The sequence below is a fragment of the Roseococcus microcysteis genome (assembly GCF_014764365.1).
In the GTDB taxonomy this organism is placed as follows: Bacteria; Pseudomonadota; Alphaproteobacteria; order Acetobacterales; family Acetobacteraceae; genus Roseococcus; species Roseococcus microcysteis.
The window spans coordinates 2572056-2587409 of record NZ_CP061718.1 but is presented as its reverse complement, the minus strand read 5'-3'; the positions used below and the strand labels follow the sequence as shown (position 1 = coordinate 2587409).

The following is a 15354-nucleotide window of genomic DNA, read 5'->3' as shown; positions in this document are numbered from 1 at the left end:
ACCCGCGGCTCAGGCCGCGCGGAGCAGGGCCTGCGCGCCCTCGCCCAGGCGCACCCGCGCCGTCAGCGGCAGATGGTCGGAGGCCACGCGCGCGCGCGGGCTGTCATGCGTCACCACATCGGTGACCAGGCCCTGCGGCCAGCCCAGGATGCGGTCCAGCGCCAGCACGGGCAGCCGGGCGGGGAAACTCGGCGGTGCCTTGGGGGTGGGGCCGAAGAAGGGCTCCAGCATCCGCAGCGAGGATTTCGCGCCGGGCCGCCATTCATTCAGGTCGCCCAGCAGCAGGGTGGGCATGGGGTCGCCCTCGGCGATGGCGTCCAGGATGGCGATGGCCTGGCGCTGCCGGCTGTGCAGCAACAGGCCGAGATGCGCGCCGACCACGCGCAGCGGGCCCATCGGCAGGTCGAGTTCCGCGATGACCGCGCCCCGCGGCTCCGCACCTGGCAGGCGCAGGCGGCGGATGCGGGCCTGCATGCCAGGCCGCACCAGCAGCGCATTGCCGTGCCAGCCATGGCCATCCGGCAGTTCCGAGATGTCGAGGGGGACGAGGCCGGCCTCACGCTCCAGCGCCGCGAGGTCGAGCAGGCCGGTGCGGCGGCCGAAGCGCTTGTCGGCCTCCTGCAGGGCCACGAGGTCCGCGCCCATCTCGGCGATGACGGAGATGGAGCGGTGCGGGTCGAACTTGCCGTCCGTGCCCACGCATTTGTGCAGGTTCCAGGAGGCGACGCGCAATTCCCCTTCCGCGGCGGCATAGGCGCGCGGTGCGTCGGGCCGGTCGCGGAAGTCACGGACCAGGCGGCGGACACGGCGCGCGACGCGGCGGATGCCGGGCGTGCCCGCCAGGGGCCGGAAGGGAAGGAGCGTCATGGGGGGCGTTTCGACAATTCCCGATAGGTATCCGAGGCTTCAACGCCCCACCGCAAGATGGGATGCGCCGGCCCCGCTGCCAAGCGACAAAGCGTGCCTTGCCCGGGTTGGCGGAAGGTTAAGGCGGCGCGAAGGGCCGCCCTGGGGCAGGGCGCGCCCACTGGAAACATGACGCAGCCGACACGTTCTGGGCGCGCATTTCGGCGGCGCCCGTGCGCGAATGGCTGATTTTATGTGCAATCAGCTTCGATGAGCGCTGTGAATCCAGCGATGGCGGGCAAAATGCCCGTTGATTGGGCTGCACCGCGCTGCCTAGCCTTTCGCCACGCAGCGCGAGGACCCCCGCTTCATGGACATCGGCGTCTTCCTTCCCATCGGCAACAATGGCTGGCTGATCTCGACCACTTCGCCGCAATACATGCCGAGTTTCGAGCTCAACCGCGACGTGACGCTCATGGCGGAGAAATACGGCTTCGAATTCGCCCTCTCCATGATCAAGCTGCGCGGCTTCGGCGGGAAGTCGGAATACTGGGACCACAACCTCGAAAGCTTCACGCTGATGGCGGGCCTGGCCTCCATCACCACGCGGGTGAAGCTGTTCGCCTCCGTGGCCGTGCTGACCGTGCCGCCCGCGCTGCTGGCGCGCATGGCCGTGACCGTTGATGCCATCGCGCCCGGGCGCTTCGGGGTGAACATCGTCTCCGGCTGGCAGAAGGCCGAATACGAGCAGATGGGCATCTGGCCCGGCGAGGCGCATTTCGCCCGCCGCTACGACTATTGTGGCGAATATGTGCAGGTGCTGCGCGACCTCTGGGCCACCGGCCGCTCCGACTTCAAGGGCGATTTCTTCCAGATGACCGATTGCCGCGTCAGCCCGCGGCCCAAGGGCGGCAAGCTGGACATCATTTCGGCCGGGCAGTCCAACCGGGGCATGCAGTTCGCGGCCGAATATGCCGAGATGAACTTCATCAGCGCGGGCGGCATCAACGACGTGTCCAAGGTGCGGCCGCACACGGAACGCCTGCTGGCCGCCAATGCCGCCGCCGGGGCCGACTGCAAGGCGGTGCTGCTGATGATGATCATCGCCGACGAGACGGATGAGGCGGCGATGGCCAAGTGGCACCGCTATGTCGAGGGCACGGATCTGGAAGCGCTCGCCTGGCGCGACAGCCAGGCGGCTGCTGATGTGAAGGCGGAGGCGCATTCCACCGTGGGCCGCATGGTCACCTCCGACCGCGTGCCGACGAACATGCTGCGCCTGATCGGCTCCTACGAGACCATCGCGCGGCAGCTCGACGAATTGAGCGAGACGCCCGGCCTGCGCGGCGTGATGCTGACCTTCGACGACTACCTGATCGGCATGGAGCAGTTCGGCACGCGCATCCAGCCGCTGATGAAATGCCGGGCGGACAGGCTGGCGAAGGCGGCGTGAAGGTGGTGCACGATCTGGAGATCGTCGCGCTCCGGAAAAAATATGGCGGCTTCACCGCGGTGGATGATGTCTCGCTGCGCGTCGGCAAGGGGCAGTTCGTCTGCCTGCTCGGCCCCTCGGGCTGCGGCAAGACCACCACGCTGCGCTGCGTGGCCGGGTTGGAGGAGCCCGATGAGGGCGACATCCTCATCGGCGGCAAGAACGTCACGAATGACCCGCCCTGGGAACGCGACATCGCGATGATGTTCCAGGATTTCGCGCTCTTCCCGCACATGACGGTGGAGAAGCAGGTCGGCTTCGGCCTGGAGATGCGCAAATGGCCGGCGCTGAAGCGCGACAAGCGCGTGGCCGAGGTGCTGAAGGCCTTCGAGATTGACCGCTTCGCGAACCGCAAGCCCGGCAGCCTCTCGGGCGGGCAGCGGCAGCGTGTCGCACTCGCGCGCGCCATGATCACCGAGCCGCGGCTGCTGCTGCTGGACGAGCCCATCGGCGCGCTGGACTACTCGCTGCGCGAGACGGTGATGATCGAGCTGAAGACGCTGCAACGGCGCACCGGCATCTCCTTCATCTGGGTCACGCATGACCAGAACGAGGCCTTCTCGCTGGGTGACCTGGTGGTGGTGATGAACCACGCGAAGATCGAGCAGCAGGGCACGCCGGAGGAGATTCTCCAGCGCCCGCGCACGCCCTTCGTGGCGGGCTTCGTGCAGGGCAACAACGTCTTCCACGGGAAGGTGGAGGATGTGCGCGGCGAGGAGGCCGCGATCGGCACCGCCGCCGGCCGCTTCGTGGTGCCGCTGCGCGGGCTGTCGCCGCAACCGGGGCAGGCGGCGTCCTTCTCGGTGCGCGCGGAACGGCTGCGGCCGGCCCCGCCCGGCGATTGGCCCAACCGCCTGCCCACCGCCTGCCGCACGGTGGAGTATTTCGGCTCCGTCCGCCGCTACATCCTGGAACGGCCCGATGGCGAGGTGATGAAGCTGGACCAGTTCGGCGCCGAACCCGCCTTCTCCATGCCCGACGGCGCCGCCGAAATCGGCTGGCCCACCGAAGCCGGCGTGCTGCACGGATGAGCACGATCCGACCACGTTCGCTCCCCGCCTATCTGCTGGCGCTGCCGGCCGGCTTGTGGATGTTCGGCGCGGTGGTGATGCCGGCCGTGCTGATTCTGTGGGTGTCGCTCTGGGGCGGCACGGCGTTCGGGCCGGGCAACCCCATCACCTTCGCCAACTACGAACGCTTCTTCGCCAATGCCTCCTATCGCGGGCTGATCGCGAACACCTTCCTGCACACGCTGATGCTGATGGCGATCACGGGCGTGCTGGGCTACGGCATCGCCTATTTCCTGGTGATGAAGGTGCAGAGCCGCGCCTGGCGCACGGCGCTGTTCCTGGCCTTCATCATTCCGTTCTGGACCAGCGCGCTGATCCGCGCCATCGCCTGGGTGCCTTTCCTGGGCGTGAACGGCGTCATCAACCAGGCGCTGATGGGGCTCGGCATCACCGAACGGCCCATCGAGATTTTTCTCTACTCGCGGACCGGTATCTCGATGGCGCAGGTGTCGCTCTACACGCTGATGGCGTCGGGGCCCGTGGTCTACATGCTGGCGCAGATCCCGCCCTCGCTGCGCGAGGCGGCGATGACGCTGAAGGCGCCGCCCGGCGTGGTGTTCCGCCGCGTCATCTTCCCGCTGACGCTGCCCGGCGTCGTCATCGGGCAGGTGCTGGTGTTCCTCTCCGTGATGGCGGATTTCGCGACCGTGCAATGGATCGGCGGCAACAAGATCGCGCTGCTGCCCAACCTCATCCTGAACTTCTACGAGGGCGCGCAGCTGCGCGCCGCCGCCGTGGTCTCGGTGGTGCTGATGGCCTGCATGCTGGTCGGCACCTTCATCGCCATGCGCGTCGTGGACATCCGCAAGCTGGGGACGTGACGATGCATTGGCGCACCCGTTCCCGCCTGATGACCTGGCTGCTGGGCACGCTGACGGTGGGCTTCCTGCTCTATCAATGGCTGCCGGTGTTCACGCTGGGCCTGCTCTCCTTCAGCGGGCCGACGGGGGGCACGACCTTCCCGATGAACGGCGTCTCGCTGCACTGGTACCGGGAGCTGATCGAGGCCTCCATCATGAACGACTTCAAGCCGCCCTTCGGCCGGTCGGTGATGCTGGCGGCGGCGTGCTCGGTCGTGACCTGCGTGCTGGCGGTGGCCTCGGCCCAGGCCATGCGCGGCCGGTTTCGCGGGCACAATCTGTTCTTCTATCTGCTGCTGCTGGGCATCATGGCGCCGGGGCTGCTGGTGGGCTTCGGCGTGGCCATCATGGGCCGGCTGCTGGGCATCGAGCCCGCCTGGAACACCACCGCCTTCTTCGTGCAGGTGAGCTGGACGCTGCCCTTCGGCTTCCTGGTGATGCTGGCCATCTTCAACCGCTTCGACAGCAGGTTGGAGGAGGCCGCACTCACGCTTGGCGCCAACCGCCTCACCACCTTCCGGCGCATCACCCTGCCCATCGTGCTGCCGGGCGTCATCGGCGCGGCGCTGTTCGGCTTCACCCTCTCCTATGACGAGTTTCCGCGGACAATGTTCACCTCGGGCGCGGACATGACGCTGCCGCTGGCCGTCATGGCGCAGCTCGACCGGGAACTCACGCCGGAGCTCTACGCCATCGGCACCGCGACCACGCTGCTCTCCCTGGTCGCGATCCTGGCTTGCACCTTGATCCTGGTTTCGCTGCGCCGGACGGCGCGGCCCGGTTCGTGACACTCCAACCAAGGGGACTGACGCAGCATGACGATTTCCCGCCGCACCCTGCTCGGCGCCGGTGTCGCCGCACCGGCCCTCATCCTTCCGCCCACGGCCATGGCGCAGGCCCGCACCATCAGCTTGGCCGGCGCCAGCTTCGACATCCGTGAGCCCATCCTGCGCGAATGGGTCCGCCGCACGAATGTGACGCCGCGGCCCTGGGTGAATGCCTCCACCCTCGCGCGTGCGGACCGCATCCGCACCGCGCAGGTGGATTTGGCCACGCTGGACGCGCCCTTCTCCAAATACGCGCATGACGAGGGGCTGACGCAGCCCATTGACGTGACGCGGCTGACGCATTGGAACCGGCTGCATCCGCTCTTCGCGGAAGGCCAAGCGACGCCGGACAGCCCGCTCGGCCTGGGCGCCAATCCCGGCCGGATGATGTGGCTGAACCCGGAAAAGACGCGCACCATCTTCGCGCCGATGTTCTTCCAGATGGACAGCATCGGCTACAATTCGCGCCATGTGCAGGCGGAGAACAACACCCTCTCCTGGGGCGAGCTGTTCAACCCGCGCTATCGCGGCCGCGTGGCGCTGTTCGGCATTGACTGGCTGGGCATGCTGGACGCCGCACTCGGCATGCAGGCGCTGGGCCTGCTGCCGGCCACGACCAACCCCACCAACCTGACCAATGCCGAGGTGGACACCGTCATCGCCTACCTGAAGGAAAAGAAGCGCGAGGGGCATTTCCGCGCGCTGTGGCGTGCCTATGGGGAGCTGGTGAACCTCATGACCTCGGAGGAGGTCTGGATCGCGGATGCCTGGTGGCCGGTGGCGGTGGAGGTGGCGCGGCGCGGCGTGCCGATGCGCTATGCGGTGGCGAAGGAGGGCTATCGCGCCTGGTGCCAGGGCTATGCGATTTCGTCCAACTGCCGGGACCTGGACCTCGCCTATGAATGGCTGAATTTCTGGATGGCGGGCTTCCCCGGCGCGCGGCAGTCGGAGATCGGCTACTTCTCCACCACCGACACCTATGGCCCCTATCTGGACGAGGCGACGAAGCGCGCGGTCTATGACGGCGTGGACCGTGACGGCGGCTCGCTGGAGGACCGCGCGCGCAAGGTCTATGTGTGGAACACGCGGCCCGACAACATGGGCTACTACACCGAGAAGTGGAACGAGTTCCTCGCGGCCTGAACGGAGCACAGATGCAGGAAAGCGACATGACCGCGCGGCAGCTCTACGCCGCGCTGAAATCGGCGCCGCCGCGCGCGCGCTTCGGCTTCGGGCGCCGCGCGGCCCTGGTGAACGTGGACCCGCAGCGCGCCTACACCGATGTCGCCGCCTTCCCCGCCACGGCCTATGAGACCGACCCGCTTCAGTGCGAGCACATCAACACCCTCGCCGCCCTGTGCCGCGAGAAGCGTTTCCCCGTGGTCTGGACCTATGTCGCCTATGTCGAAAGCGGCGAGGATTGCGGCGTCTGGGGCACGCGCACCAATACGCCGGACAGCCTGCAGAACATCAAGGAAGGCTCAGCGCGCGCGCAGTTCGACCCGCGCCTGCACATCTCCGGCCAGGACATCGTCATCAAGAAGCGCATGGCCTCGGCCTTCTTCGAGACGAACCTGCGTTCGCTGCTGACCTTCCATGGTGTGGACACGGTCATCGTCACCGGCGGTTCCACCTCCGGCTGCGTGCGGGCGACGGTGGTGGAGGGTTTGTCCTGCGGCTACCGCATGGTGGTGCCGGAGGAATGCGTGGCCGACCGGCACGAAAGCCCGCATTTCGCGAACCTCTACGACATGGCGGTGAAATACGCGGATGTGCTGCCGGTGGGCGATGTGGTGCAGGGCCTGTCGGGCATGGAGGCCCGCTGAAACACCGCGCTTGACCTTCCCACAGGGGCACGCCGCAACCCTTGGCGAACACCGCCACGGGAGAATTCATATGCGCCGCGCCATCCCCCTTCTTCTCGCCGCCCTGATGCTGGTCGGCGCCGGCGGCGTGCTCGGCTATGTGCTGGCGCAAGGCGGTGGCGGGCATGGCGGCCACGCCCATCACCAGGCCGCTGCCCCGCCCGCCAATGCCGCCACGCGCGCCTTCATGGAAGCCAATGCCCGCATGCATGCGGCCATGGACATCACCTACACCGGCGACGCTGACCGCGACTTCGTGGCGGGCATGATCCCGCACCATGAGGGGGCCATCGCCATGGCGCGCATCGTGCTGGAACACGGGCGCGACGCCGAGGTGCGCGCCCTGGCCCAGGACGTGATCCGCGAGCAGGAGCGCGAGATCGCGCAGATGCGCGCCATCCTCCAGCGCCTGCCGCGCTGATCACCGCGCGGGCAACGCATCCTCCAGCGATTCGAGGTCCACGCTGACGGTCAGGCGGTGCTCGCCGCCGCCCAGCAGCACGCCGCGCAGGGGCGAGACATCGGCGAAGTCGCGCCCCCAGGCGAGCACCACATGCTCGTCCCGCACCACGATGCCGTTGGTGGGGTCGAGCCCCAGCCAGCCCTGCCCCGCGCCTATCCAGGCCGAGACCCAGGCATGGCTCTGGTCGGCCCCGCGCCGCCGCGCCTGGCCCGGCGGTGGCCGCGTGCGGATGTAGCCCGACACATATCGCCCCGGCAGGCCGAGGCCCCGCATCCCCGCCAGCATCACCTGCGTGAAGTCCTGGCAGACGCCGCGGCGCGTGCGCATCACCTCCGCGATGGGCGTGGTGACGCTGGTGACACCCGCCTGGAAGGTGAAGTCGCGCCGGATGCGGGCGTTGAGGTCGAGCAGCCCCGCCAGCACCGCCCGGCCGGGCGGGAAGGAGGGGCGTGCATAGTCCGTGGCGGCGGACAGCGGCGGGATCAGCCGCGTGGGCGGCAGGAAATCGGCGGTCTCCACGCCCTCGGCCGCGGCGGCGACCGTCTCCCAGGGCGGCGTCGCCTCGGGCGGGGGCGGTGGGGGGAAGCAGACATCCACCAGGCTCTCCGCCTCCACCTCGAAGCTGGTGTGGGGGGCGGCCAGGAAGAGGCGCGTGGCCGGATTGCCGAAATGGTCGTGCGTCTCGGTGTGGTGGTCGGGCGCGGGCAGGCAGGTCAGCCGCGCCGAGATCACCTTCTGGCCGGGCAGGGCGCGCGGCTTCAGGTGCAGCAGGTGCGCGGCCAGGTCCACCGGCTGGGCGTAGGTGTAGGCCGTGCGGTGGCGCAACGAGTAGATCATCCGCCGGACCCTATCGCAGGTTGGGGGCCGGCGTCAGGCCTCGATCACCGCCGCCTCACCCATGTCCACCCCCACCGCGCGGGCGGGCGGCAGCAGCGCGAAGTAGCGGCGCGAGACCACGTCGGACAGCGTGGCCAGGTCCTGCGCGATCTGGCGGAGTTCCGGCGGCAGCAGCGCGGCCTCCTGCGCCTGGTCGCGGGCGGCCAGCAGGCGGGGGGTGATGTCCTCCGCGATGGCGAGCAGGCGTTCGGCCTCGGCCGCGCCGGGGTCCTCCGGGTCGGCCGAGACCTCGCCCAACGCGTCCGCGATGGCCTGGAGCTGGAAGGCGAGGCCGCGCGGGTTGGCGCCGTCGGCCAGCACCAGGTCCAGCGCGGGCGCGGGTTGCAGCACGCCGAGGTAGCGGCTGCGGTAGGTGATGACGGAATCACACAGTTCCAGCACCAGGCGCAGCCCGGCCTCGATGCGCGCGGGGGGGCCGTCCAGCGCCACCGCCACCTCGCCCGCCACGGCCTGGGCGCGTTCCATGCGGCGCCCGAGTTCCAGGAAGAGCCGCGCGCCGCCGCGCACCATGTTCTCGGCCGCCACGCCGGCCACCGCATTGGCGAAGCGCAGCGAGGGGATGAGCGCGCGGCCCAGATCCTGGAGGTCCGGCAGGGGGGTGGCCAGCGCCTCCTCCGCCGCGCGCAGGGTCTGGGTGAAGGTGGCGTGCATGTCCGCCGTCAGCCGGTCGCGCACCGCCTCGATCAGCCCGCCGATGCGGCGGTGCAGGTCGCGCAGGCCGGGCCGCGCGCCGCGCATCAGCGCCTCGGCCAGCGGCGTCAGGCTGCCGGCGGAGACGCGGGCCTCGTCATCCACCAGCGCGGCCTCGCGCAGGCAGAGGGTCAGCGCCGAGAGTTCCGCCAATTCGCGCGGCGACAGCCCGCCGCGCCGCAGCCGCGCGATGGTGGCGCGCAGCAGCCGCGCGCCACGGTCCAGCCGCTCCACATAGCGGCCCAGCCAGAAGAGGTTGTCCGCCACGCGCGAGGGGATGGCCGCCGGGGTGCGTCGGATGGCGAGCGGCGGGGCGGATTGCGCGGCGGGGCCGATGATGGCCTCGCCCGGGTCGGCCGGCACCCAGACATCCTTGCACCAGCCCGCGCCGGGCAGGCGGCCGGTCAGCCGCGTGCCGGGGCTGACATGGCGGGCGAGGCCGCCCGGCAGCACCTGCCAGTTCACCCCGTCGGAGATGGCGAACATCCGCAGCACCAGGGGCACGGGGTTCAGCTTGCCCTCCTCCAGCGCCGGGGCCACGGGCAAAGGCGGCAGGGCGATGGCGGCCTGGGGCGTGCCGGGGGCGGGGGACCAGGATTCGGGCGCCAGCCCATCACCGGCGGGGCGGAAGGCCCAGGCGGCGTGGCCGGGGGGCAGGGGCGGCGGGGCCGCGTCCGCGCGCAGCCAATGGGTGGGGAGGGAGGGCAGGCGCAACTCCTCGCCCAGCAGGCGTTCGCTGAGGGCGGGCAGGAAGGCGGGCAAAGCGGGCATCTCGGCCAGGGCCGCGCCGGGGGCGTTCAGCAGCGTCAGCGCGCCGTGGCGGGCGGCGTCCAGAATGCCCGGCACGCCGGCCGCCGCGTGGGAATCGGGCTGGTCGAGCGGGTCCAGGCCCGCGGCGTTCAGCCGGCTCAGCACCACATCCACCGGCTGCAAACCCACCAGCGTCTTGAGGTAGAGCGCGCCGCCGCGCACCGTCAGGTCGCCGGGTTCGACCAGGGCGCAGCCCAGCTCGCGCGAGAGCACCACATGCTCGAACCAATGCGCGTCGCTGGTGCCGGGCGAGAGCAGGGCCACCGCGGGGTCCGGCTTGTGGCGGGGCGCGAGGCGCGACAGCGCCTCCTGCCACAGGTCGAAGAAGGGGGTGATGGCGCGGGGCAGCAGGGTCCGCATGGCCTCGGGCATGGCGGCGCCCAGCAGGCGCCGGTTCTCCAGCAATTGCCCCAGGCCGGAGGCGGTGCCCGTGCGGTCCTGCAGCACCGCCCAGCGCCCGTCCGCGCCGCGCAGCAGGTCCACGGCGTAGAGGTGCAGCAGCGGGCGGTGCGGGGCGCTCATCCCCCGGCGCGCGGCGCGGAGGAAGGCGGGGCTGCCGAAGACCAGCGGCGCGGGCAGCAGCCCGGCCGCCAGCGTCTCCTGCGCGCCGTAGAGGTCGGCCAGCACCGCATCCAGCAGCCGGGCGCGCTGGGCGATGCCCTCGGCCAGCGCCTCGAATTCGCGGGGTTCCAGCGGCAGCGGCACGGGGTCGAGCCGCCAGGCGCCGCCGCCCGCCGCGCCGGGGAGGATGGAAGCCACCCCTTCTTCCAGCATGGCGCGCGTCAGGCGCTGGCCGCGCTCGGCCACCGCGGGGCGGCCCAGGCTGCCGATGACGCCCACCACCCCGCGCCAATGGGCGCGGATCTCGCCCTGGCCCGAGACCATCTCATCCGGCCCGTCCTCGAACAGGGCGGCGGGCCAGGGCGTTTCAGGCATGGGCGCGCAAATCCAGCGTGCAGGGGTGTTCCAGGCTGGGGGCGGCGACGGGTTCGGCCATCAGGCCGGGGGTGTGACCGATGGGGTAGAAGCGCGCGCGGCGCCGCGCCTCGGCGGAGTTCGCGTTCACCGGGAAATCCGCATAGGCGACGCCGCCGGGGTGCACCACCTGGTGCGTCAGCCCGCCCAGCGAGCGGCCCGTCCAGCGGTCATACACGTCCAGCACCAGCGGGCCCTGGGCGCGGATGGTGGGGTGCAGGGCCGAGGGCGGGTCCCAGGCCTTGAAGCGGATGCCGGCCACGTATTCGCCCGCGCGTTCCGTCGCCATCAGGGGCACGGCCACGCCGTTGGCGGCCAGCACGAAGCGTTCGGGCACCCAGTTGGTGACGCGCGCCTGCACGCGCTCGGCGCTGCTGTCCACATAGCGCACGGTGCCGCCGGCCGCCGCCTCCTCGCCCAGCACATGCCAGGGTTCGAGGGCGTGGCGCAGCTCCACCTCCATGCCGGCCACCTGTGTGCCGCCGATCTTGGGGAAGCGGAACTCGATATGCGGCGCGAACCAGGACGGGTCGAGCGGCGTGCCGATCTGCGAGAGTTCCTCCAGCGCGCCCTTGAAATCCGCCACGGCGTATTCGGGCAGCATGAAGCGGTCATGCAGCGCGGTGCCCCAGCGCACGAGGCTGCGGCGATAGGGCTTCTCCCAGAAGGCGGCCAGCGCCGCGCGCATCAGCAGCATCTGCGCCATGCTCATCTCGGCATGGGGCGGCATCTCGAAGGCGCGGAACTCGACCAGGCCGCGGCGGCCGCCGCTGTGGTTCGGGTCATACATCTTGTCGATGCAGAACTCGGTGCGGTGGGTGTTGCCCGTCATGTCCGCCAGCAGGTTGCGGAAGAGGCGGTCCGTCATCCAGGGGGGCGGGTTGGGGCCGGCGCGGTCGAGTTCGCGGAAGGCGATCTCCATCTCGCGCAGCGCGTCCATCCGCGCCTCGTCCACGCGCGGGTGCTGGCTGGTGGGGCCGATGAAGAGGCCGCTGAACAGGAAGCTCAGCGAAGGGTGGTTGTGCCAGAAGGAGACGAGGCTGCGCAGCAGGTCCGGCCGGCGCAGGAAGGGGCTGTCGGCGACGGTGGTGCCGCCCATCACCACATGGTTGCCACCGCCGGTGCCGACATGGCGGCCATCCAGCATGAATTTTTCCGTGGCCAGCCCGACCTGCCGCGCTTCCTCGTAGAGTTGCGTGGTGCGCTCGGTCATCTCCGCCCAGGAATGCGCGGGGTGGATGTTCACCTCGATCACGCCCGGGTCCGGCGTCACGGAGAAGTGGTTCAGCCGGTCGTCGGAGGGCGGCAGGTAGCCTTCCAGGAACAGCTTGCGCCTGGCGTCGGCGGAAGTGTCCTCGATGGCGGCGACCAGTTCCAGCCAGTCCTCGGCGGCGAAGAGCGGCGGCAGGAAGACGTGCAGCATCCCGCCCCGCGCCTCGACGCAGAGCGCGGTGCGGACCTGGGCGGGGTCGTCCATGCCGACTTCCGGCGCCGGCTGGGGCTGCGGGCGGAAGCCCTCGATCCGGCCCTCCCGTGCGACGCTGGCACGCAGCTGGTCCCGCAGCGGCAAAGGCGGCTTCTCCGCGAAGGGGTCGGGCGGGCTCTCGGCCTCCAGCGCCGCGGCCTTGGGGTCGATCCAGGGCAGCGAGGCCAGCGGCAGGCGCAGCCCCATGGGTGCGTCGCCGGGCGTGAGGAACAGCGTATCCTCGCGGAAGAACCAGCGGCCCGACTGCCAGCGCCGCTGGCCCGCCCGTACCACGCGGCGCAGCGGCAGCACCGCGCCGGCGGGTTCCGCGAGGCCCTGGGTGAACAGGCGGCGCATGCGCGCGCGTTCCAGCGGGTCCGCGAGCTTGCTGTCCTCGGCCACCACATTCGCGGGGAGGCGCGCTTCCTTCCAGAGGTAGTAGTGGATGTCCTCATGTGCCGGCACGGCCAGCGCGGGGTCCACCTGCAGGCGCTCGGCCAGCTGCTTGGCGAAGCGGATGGCGTCCAGCGCCGTGGCGTCGTCCTTGTCGTCGTCGGAGGCCAGCAGGGCGGCGTCGCGCCACACCGCCTCGCCATCCGGCCGCCAGATGCATTCCAGCGCGAAGCGCGGCAAGGGCTCGCCCGGATACTGCTTGCCTTGGCCATAGTGCAGCACCGCCCCGGGCGCCCAGAGCGGGGCCAGCCGCCGCAGCAGCCGCCCGGCATAGGCGCGCTTGGTGGGGCCGAGCGCATCGGTGTTCCACTCCGCGGCCTCGCGGTCGGTGGCGGCGACGAAGGTGGGCTCGCCGCCCATGGTCAGGCGCACGTCGTGGCGCTTCAGCGCCGCGTCCACGCGCTGCCCGGCCTGCTGGATCGCCTGCCATTGCTGGGGCGTGTAGGGCTTGGTGACGCGGGGCGTCTCGCGCACGCGGGTCACCTTCATCTCGAAGCCGAACTCCACCTCCGCCTTTTCGACGCCGCCCGAGATGGGCGCGGCCGAGGCCGGTTCCGGCGTGGAGGCAAGCGGGATATGGCCCTCGCCCGCCAGCAGGCCGGAGGTGGCGTCGAAGCCCACCCAGCCCGCGCCGGGCAGGTAGACTTCCGCCCAGGCGTGCAGATCGGTGAAGTCGGCGCTGGGGCCTTCCGGCCCGTCCAGCGGCTTCACATCGGCGACAAGCTGGATGAGGTAGCCCGAGCAGAAACGCGCCGCGAAACCGAGATGCCGCGCCGCCTGCACGAACAGCCAGGCGCTGTCGCGGCAGGAGCCCCTTCCTTCTTCCAGCGTGCGCTCTGGGTCCCACACGCCCGGCTCCAGCCGCACGATATAGGCGATGCGTTCCTGCACGCGGCGGTTCAGGTCCAGCAGCAGGTCCACGCTGCGCTGCCGCTCGCGCGGGATGTCGGCCAGCAGGGATTTCAGGCGCGGCCCGGGCGCCGCGGCGCGGCGGAAGGGGGCGAGTTCCTGGTCCAGCACCGGGTCGTAGGCGAAGGGCCAGTGCTCGGCCTCCGGCTCCAGGAAGAAGTCGAAAGGGTTGATGGTGGCCATGTCGGCCACGAGGTCCACCGTCACGTCGAAATGCGTCACGCGCCCGGGGAAGACCACGCGCGCCTGGAAATTCCCCTGCGGGTCCTGCTGCCAGTTGATGAAGTGGGGCTTGGGCTCGACCTTCAGCGAGTAGGACAGGATGGGCGTGCGCGCATGCGGTGCCGGCCGCAGCCGGATCACCTGCGGGCCCAGCATCACCGGGCGGTCATAGCGGTAGGTGGTGCGGTGGGTCAGCGCGGCGTGGATGGACATGGGCAGCCCGATCTGTGATTGCCCGAGGTTATAGGCGCCTTTGGGCGGGACGAAACGGCGAAGATTGCGCGTTTTTCGCGCCTGGCCACACACTTGGCGCATGAGCACGCTGTTCGACGCCAATGATTTCCGCATCCCCCCCGGAATCCTGCATCTCTGCGCCGGGGGGAAGACGCCCGCGCTGCACGCGCTGGATGCGGCGCTGGGCCGGTACCTGGCCGACAAATCCGACGGGCCGGCGGGCGATGCGCGGCAGGAGGCGATGGTGGGGCGGCTGCGCGGCAAGCTCGCCGCCAATTGGGGCTGCGCGGTGGAGGAGATCGGCCTCGTCTCCTCGGTGGCCGAGGGTGTCGCCATGCTGGCCGAAAGCCTCGACTGGGAAGAGGGCGATGAGGTGGTGCTGGCCGACATCGAATACCCCTCGCTCGCCGCGCCCTTCGCCATGCGGCCGGGTGTCACGCTGCGCGTGGCGGAAGGGCCCGGTGGCGTGGCCGCGCTGGTCGGGCCCCGCACGCGCGTCATCGCCGTCAGCAGCGTGAGCTTCCTCACGGCCGAGCGCGTGGACCTGCGCGCCCTGCGTGCCCTGGCCGATGGCGTGGGCGCGCTGCTGGTGGTGGACCACACCCAGGCGGCGGGCTGGGCGCGGATCGAGGCGGGCCTCGCCGACTTCGCCTTCGCCGCCTGCTACAAATGGATGCTGGGCATCAGCGGCATCGCGGTGGCCTATTGGAACCGCGCGCGCCAGCCGGGATGGGCGCCGCGCAGCGCGGGCTGGTATTCCATGGCCGTGCAGGGAAGGCCCGACTGGACCCAGCCCTTCGCCCTGGTGCCCGATGCCATGCGCTTCTGCCGCGGCAACCCCAACCATGCGGGCGTCTATGCGCTGGATGGCGCGCTGGATTATCTCGCGCGGCATGAGGGGATCGAGGCGCATGTGCTGGCCCTGGCGGGCGATCTGCGCGCCCGCTGCCTGGCGGCGGGGTTGCCGATGATGACGCCGGAGAACCACGGCGCCAGCGTATGTTTGCCTCACCCCGAGGCGGCGAAGGCCGTGGCCGCGCTGGAGGCGCGCGGCGTGCTGGTCTGGAATGGCCGCGGCCGCATCCGGGTGAGCTTCCACGGATACAATGGCGAGGCGGACGTGGCCTGGGCCTTGGCGGCGTTGAAGGGGGTGTTCTAGCGTCCGATCGGCCGCTCAGCCCCGCGTCCGATCGGCTTCGGCGTCTTCGCCGGGGCCGTGAATCGGCCGCTCAGCCCTGCGTCCGATCGGCTTCGGCGTCTTCGCCGAAGACGTGAA

Annotated in this window: 12 protein-coding genes; 8 read left to right on the top strand and 4 right to left on the bottom strand. The window is 70.6% G+C overall.

Features of this window, described 5'->3' with window-relative positions; translation table 11 throughout:
* Positions 1–9: 9 nt before the first annotated feature.
* Positions 10–867, bottom strand: a complete 858-nt coding sequence (locus ICW72_RS12490; RefSeq protein WP_191083008.1) for an endonuclease/exonuclease/phosphatase family protein — start codon at positions 865–867, stop codon at positions 10–12.
* Positions 868–1216: 349 nt separating this feature from the next.
* Between ICW72_RS12490 and rutA the strand changes: the two genes are divergently transcribed.
* The 7 genes from rutA (at position 1217) to copM (ending at position 7381) form a co-directional block, all read left to right on the top strand.
* Positions 1217–2299 (top strand): pyrimidine utilization protein A, encoded by a 1083-nt coding sequence (gene rutA, locus ICW72_RS12485; protein ID WP_191083007.1) that lies wholly within the window; start codon positions 1217–1219, stop codon positions 2297–2299.
* Entirely contained in the window at positions 2296–3369 is a 1074-nt protein-coding gene (locus ICW72_RS12480; protein ID WP_191083006.1) for an ABC transporter ATP-binding protein, read from the top strand. Before rutA ends, ICW72_RS12480 begins: the two co-directional genes overlap by 4 nt.
* Positions 3366–4229 carry an ABC transporter permease gene (locus ICW72_RS12475; protein WP_191083005.1) on the top strand — a complete coding sequence of 288 codons (864 nt, stop codon included), beginning with the start codon at positions 3366–3368 and terminating at the stop codon, positions 4227–4229. Before ICW72_RS12480 ends, ICW72_RS12475 begins: the two co-directional genes overlap by 4 nt.
* A 29-nt stretch (positions 4230–4258) precedes the next feature.
* The gene (locus ICW72_RS12470; protein ID WP_223880564.1) at positions 4259–5056 is read left to right on the top strand and encodes an ABC transporter permease; all 798 of its coding nucleotides are present in this window, start codon (positions 4259–4261) and stop codon (positions 5054–5056) included.
* Between the two features lie 27 nt (positions 5057–5083).
* A complete protein-coding gene (locus ICW72_RS12465; RefSeq protein ID WP_191083003.1) occupies positions 5084–6238 on the top strand; it encodes an ABC transporter substrate-binding protein in 1155 nt (384 codons plus the stop codon).
* A 26-nt stretch (positions 6239–6264) separates the two neighbouring features.
* Entirely contained in the window at positions 6265–6921 is a 657-nt protein-coding gene (locus tag ICW72_RS12460; RefSeq protein WP_223880563.1) for an isochorismatase family protein, read from the top strand.
* Positions 6922–6991: 70 nt separating this feature from the next.
* Positions 6992–7381, top strand: coding sequence for a CopM family metallochaperone (copM, locus tag ICW72_RS12455; protein ID WP_191083001.1), 390 nt, complete (start codon positions 6992–6994; stop codon positions 7379–7381).
* Here copM and ICW72_RS12450 read toward each other — a convergent pair whose 3' ends face one another.
* From ICW72_RS12450 to ICW72_RS12440, 3 genes are read right to left on the bottom strand one after another with little or no spacing between them, the layout of a single operon-like run.
* On the bottom strand, positions 7382–8260 hold the full coding sequence (locus tag ICW72_RS12450) for a transglutaminase family protein (RefSeq protein ID WP_191083000.1): 879 nt from the start codon (positions 8258–8260) through the stop codon (positions 7382–7384).
* A 33-nt stretch (positions 8261–8293) separates the two neighbouring features.
* A complete protein-coding gene (locus ICW72_RS21080; protein WP_191082999.1) occupies positions 8294–10756 on the bottom strand; it encodes a circularly permuted type 2 ATP-grasp protein in 2463 nt (820 codons plus the stop codon).
* A complete protein-coding gene (locus ICW72_RS12440; RefSeq protein ID WP_191082998.1) occupies positions 10749–14057 on the bottom strand; it encodes a transglutaminase family protein in 3309 nt (1102 codons plus the stop codon). Before ICW72_RS12440 ends, ICW72_RS21080 begins: the two co-directional genes overlap by 8 nt.
* Positions 14058–14157: 100 nt before the next feature.
* Here ICW72_RS12440 and ICW72_RS12435 point away from each other — a divergent pair, with 100 nt between their 5' ends.
* Positions 14158–15237 (top strand): aminotransferase class V-fold PLP-dependent enzyme, encoded by a 1080-nt coding sequence (locus ICW72_RS12435; RefSeq protein ID WP_191082997.1) that lies wholly within the window; start codon positions 14158–14160, stop codon positions 15235–15237.
* The last annotated feature ends 117 nt before the right edge of the window (positions 15238–15354 follow it).

Coding starts and splice junctions, on each gene's coding strand:
- ICW72_RS12490 (WP_191083008.1), bottom strand. CDS start 867: ATGACGCTCCTTCCCTTCCGGCCCCTGGCGGGCACGCCCGGCATCCGC.
- rutA (WP_191083007.1), top strand. CDS start 1,217: ATGGACATCGGCGTCTTCCTTCCCATCGGCAACAATGGCTGGCTGATC.
- ICW72_RS12475 (WP_191083005.1), top strand. CDS start 3,366: ATGAGCACGATCCGACCACGTTCGCTCCCCGCCTATCTGCTGGCGCTG.
- ICW72_RS12470 (WP_223880564.1), top strand. CDS start 4,259: ATGACCTGGCTGCTGGGCACGCTGACGGTGGGCTTCCTGCTCTATCAA.
- ICW72_RS12465 (WP_191083003.1), top strand. CDS start 5,084: ATGACGATTTCCCGCCGCACCCTGCTCGGCGCCGGTGTCGCCGCACCG.
- ICW72_RS12460 (WP_223880563.1), top strand. CDS start 6,265: ATGACCGCGCGGCAGCTCTACGCCGCGCTGAAATCGGCGCCGCCGCGC.
- copM (WP_191083001.1), top strand. CDS start 6,992: ATGCGCCGCGCCATCCCCCTTCTTCTCGCCGCCCTGATGCTGGTCGGC.
- ICW72_RS12450 (WP_191083000.1), bottom strand. CDS start 8,260: ATGATCTACTCGTTGCGCCACCGCACGGCCTACACCTACGCCCAGCCG.
- ICW72_RS21080 (WP_191082999.1), bottom strand. CDS start 10,756: ATGCCTGAAACGCCCTGGCCCGCCGCCCTGTTCGAGGACGGGCCGGAT.
- ICW72_RS12440 (WP_191082998.1), bottom strand. CDS start 14,057: ATGTCCATCCACGCCGCGCTGACCCACCGCACCACCTACCGCTATGAC.
- ICW72_RS12435 (WP_191082997.1), top strand. CDS start 14,158: ATGAGCACGCTGTTCGACGCCAATGATTTCCGCATCCCCCCCGGAATC.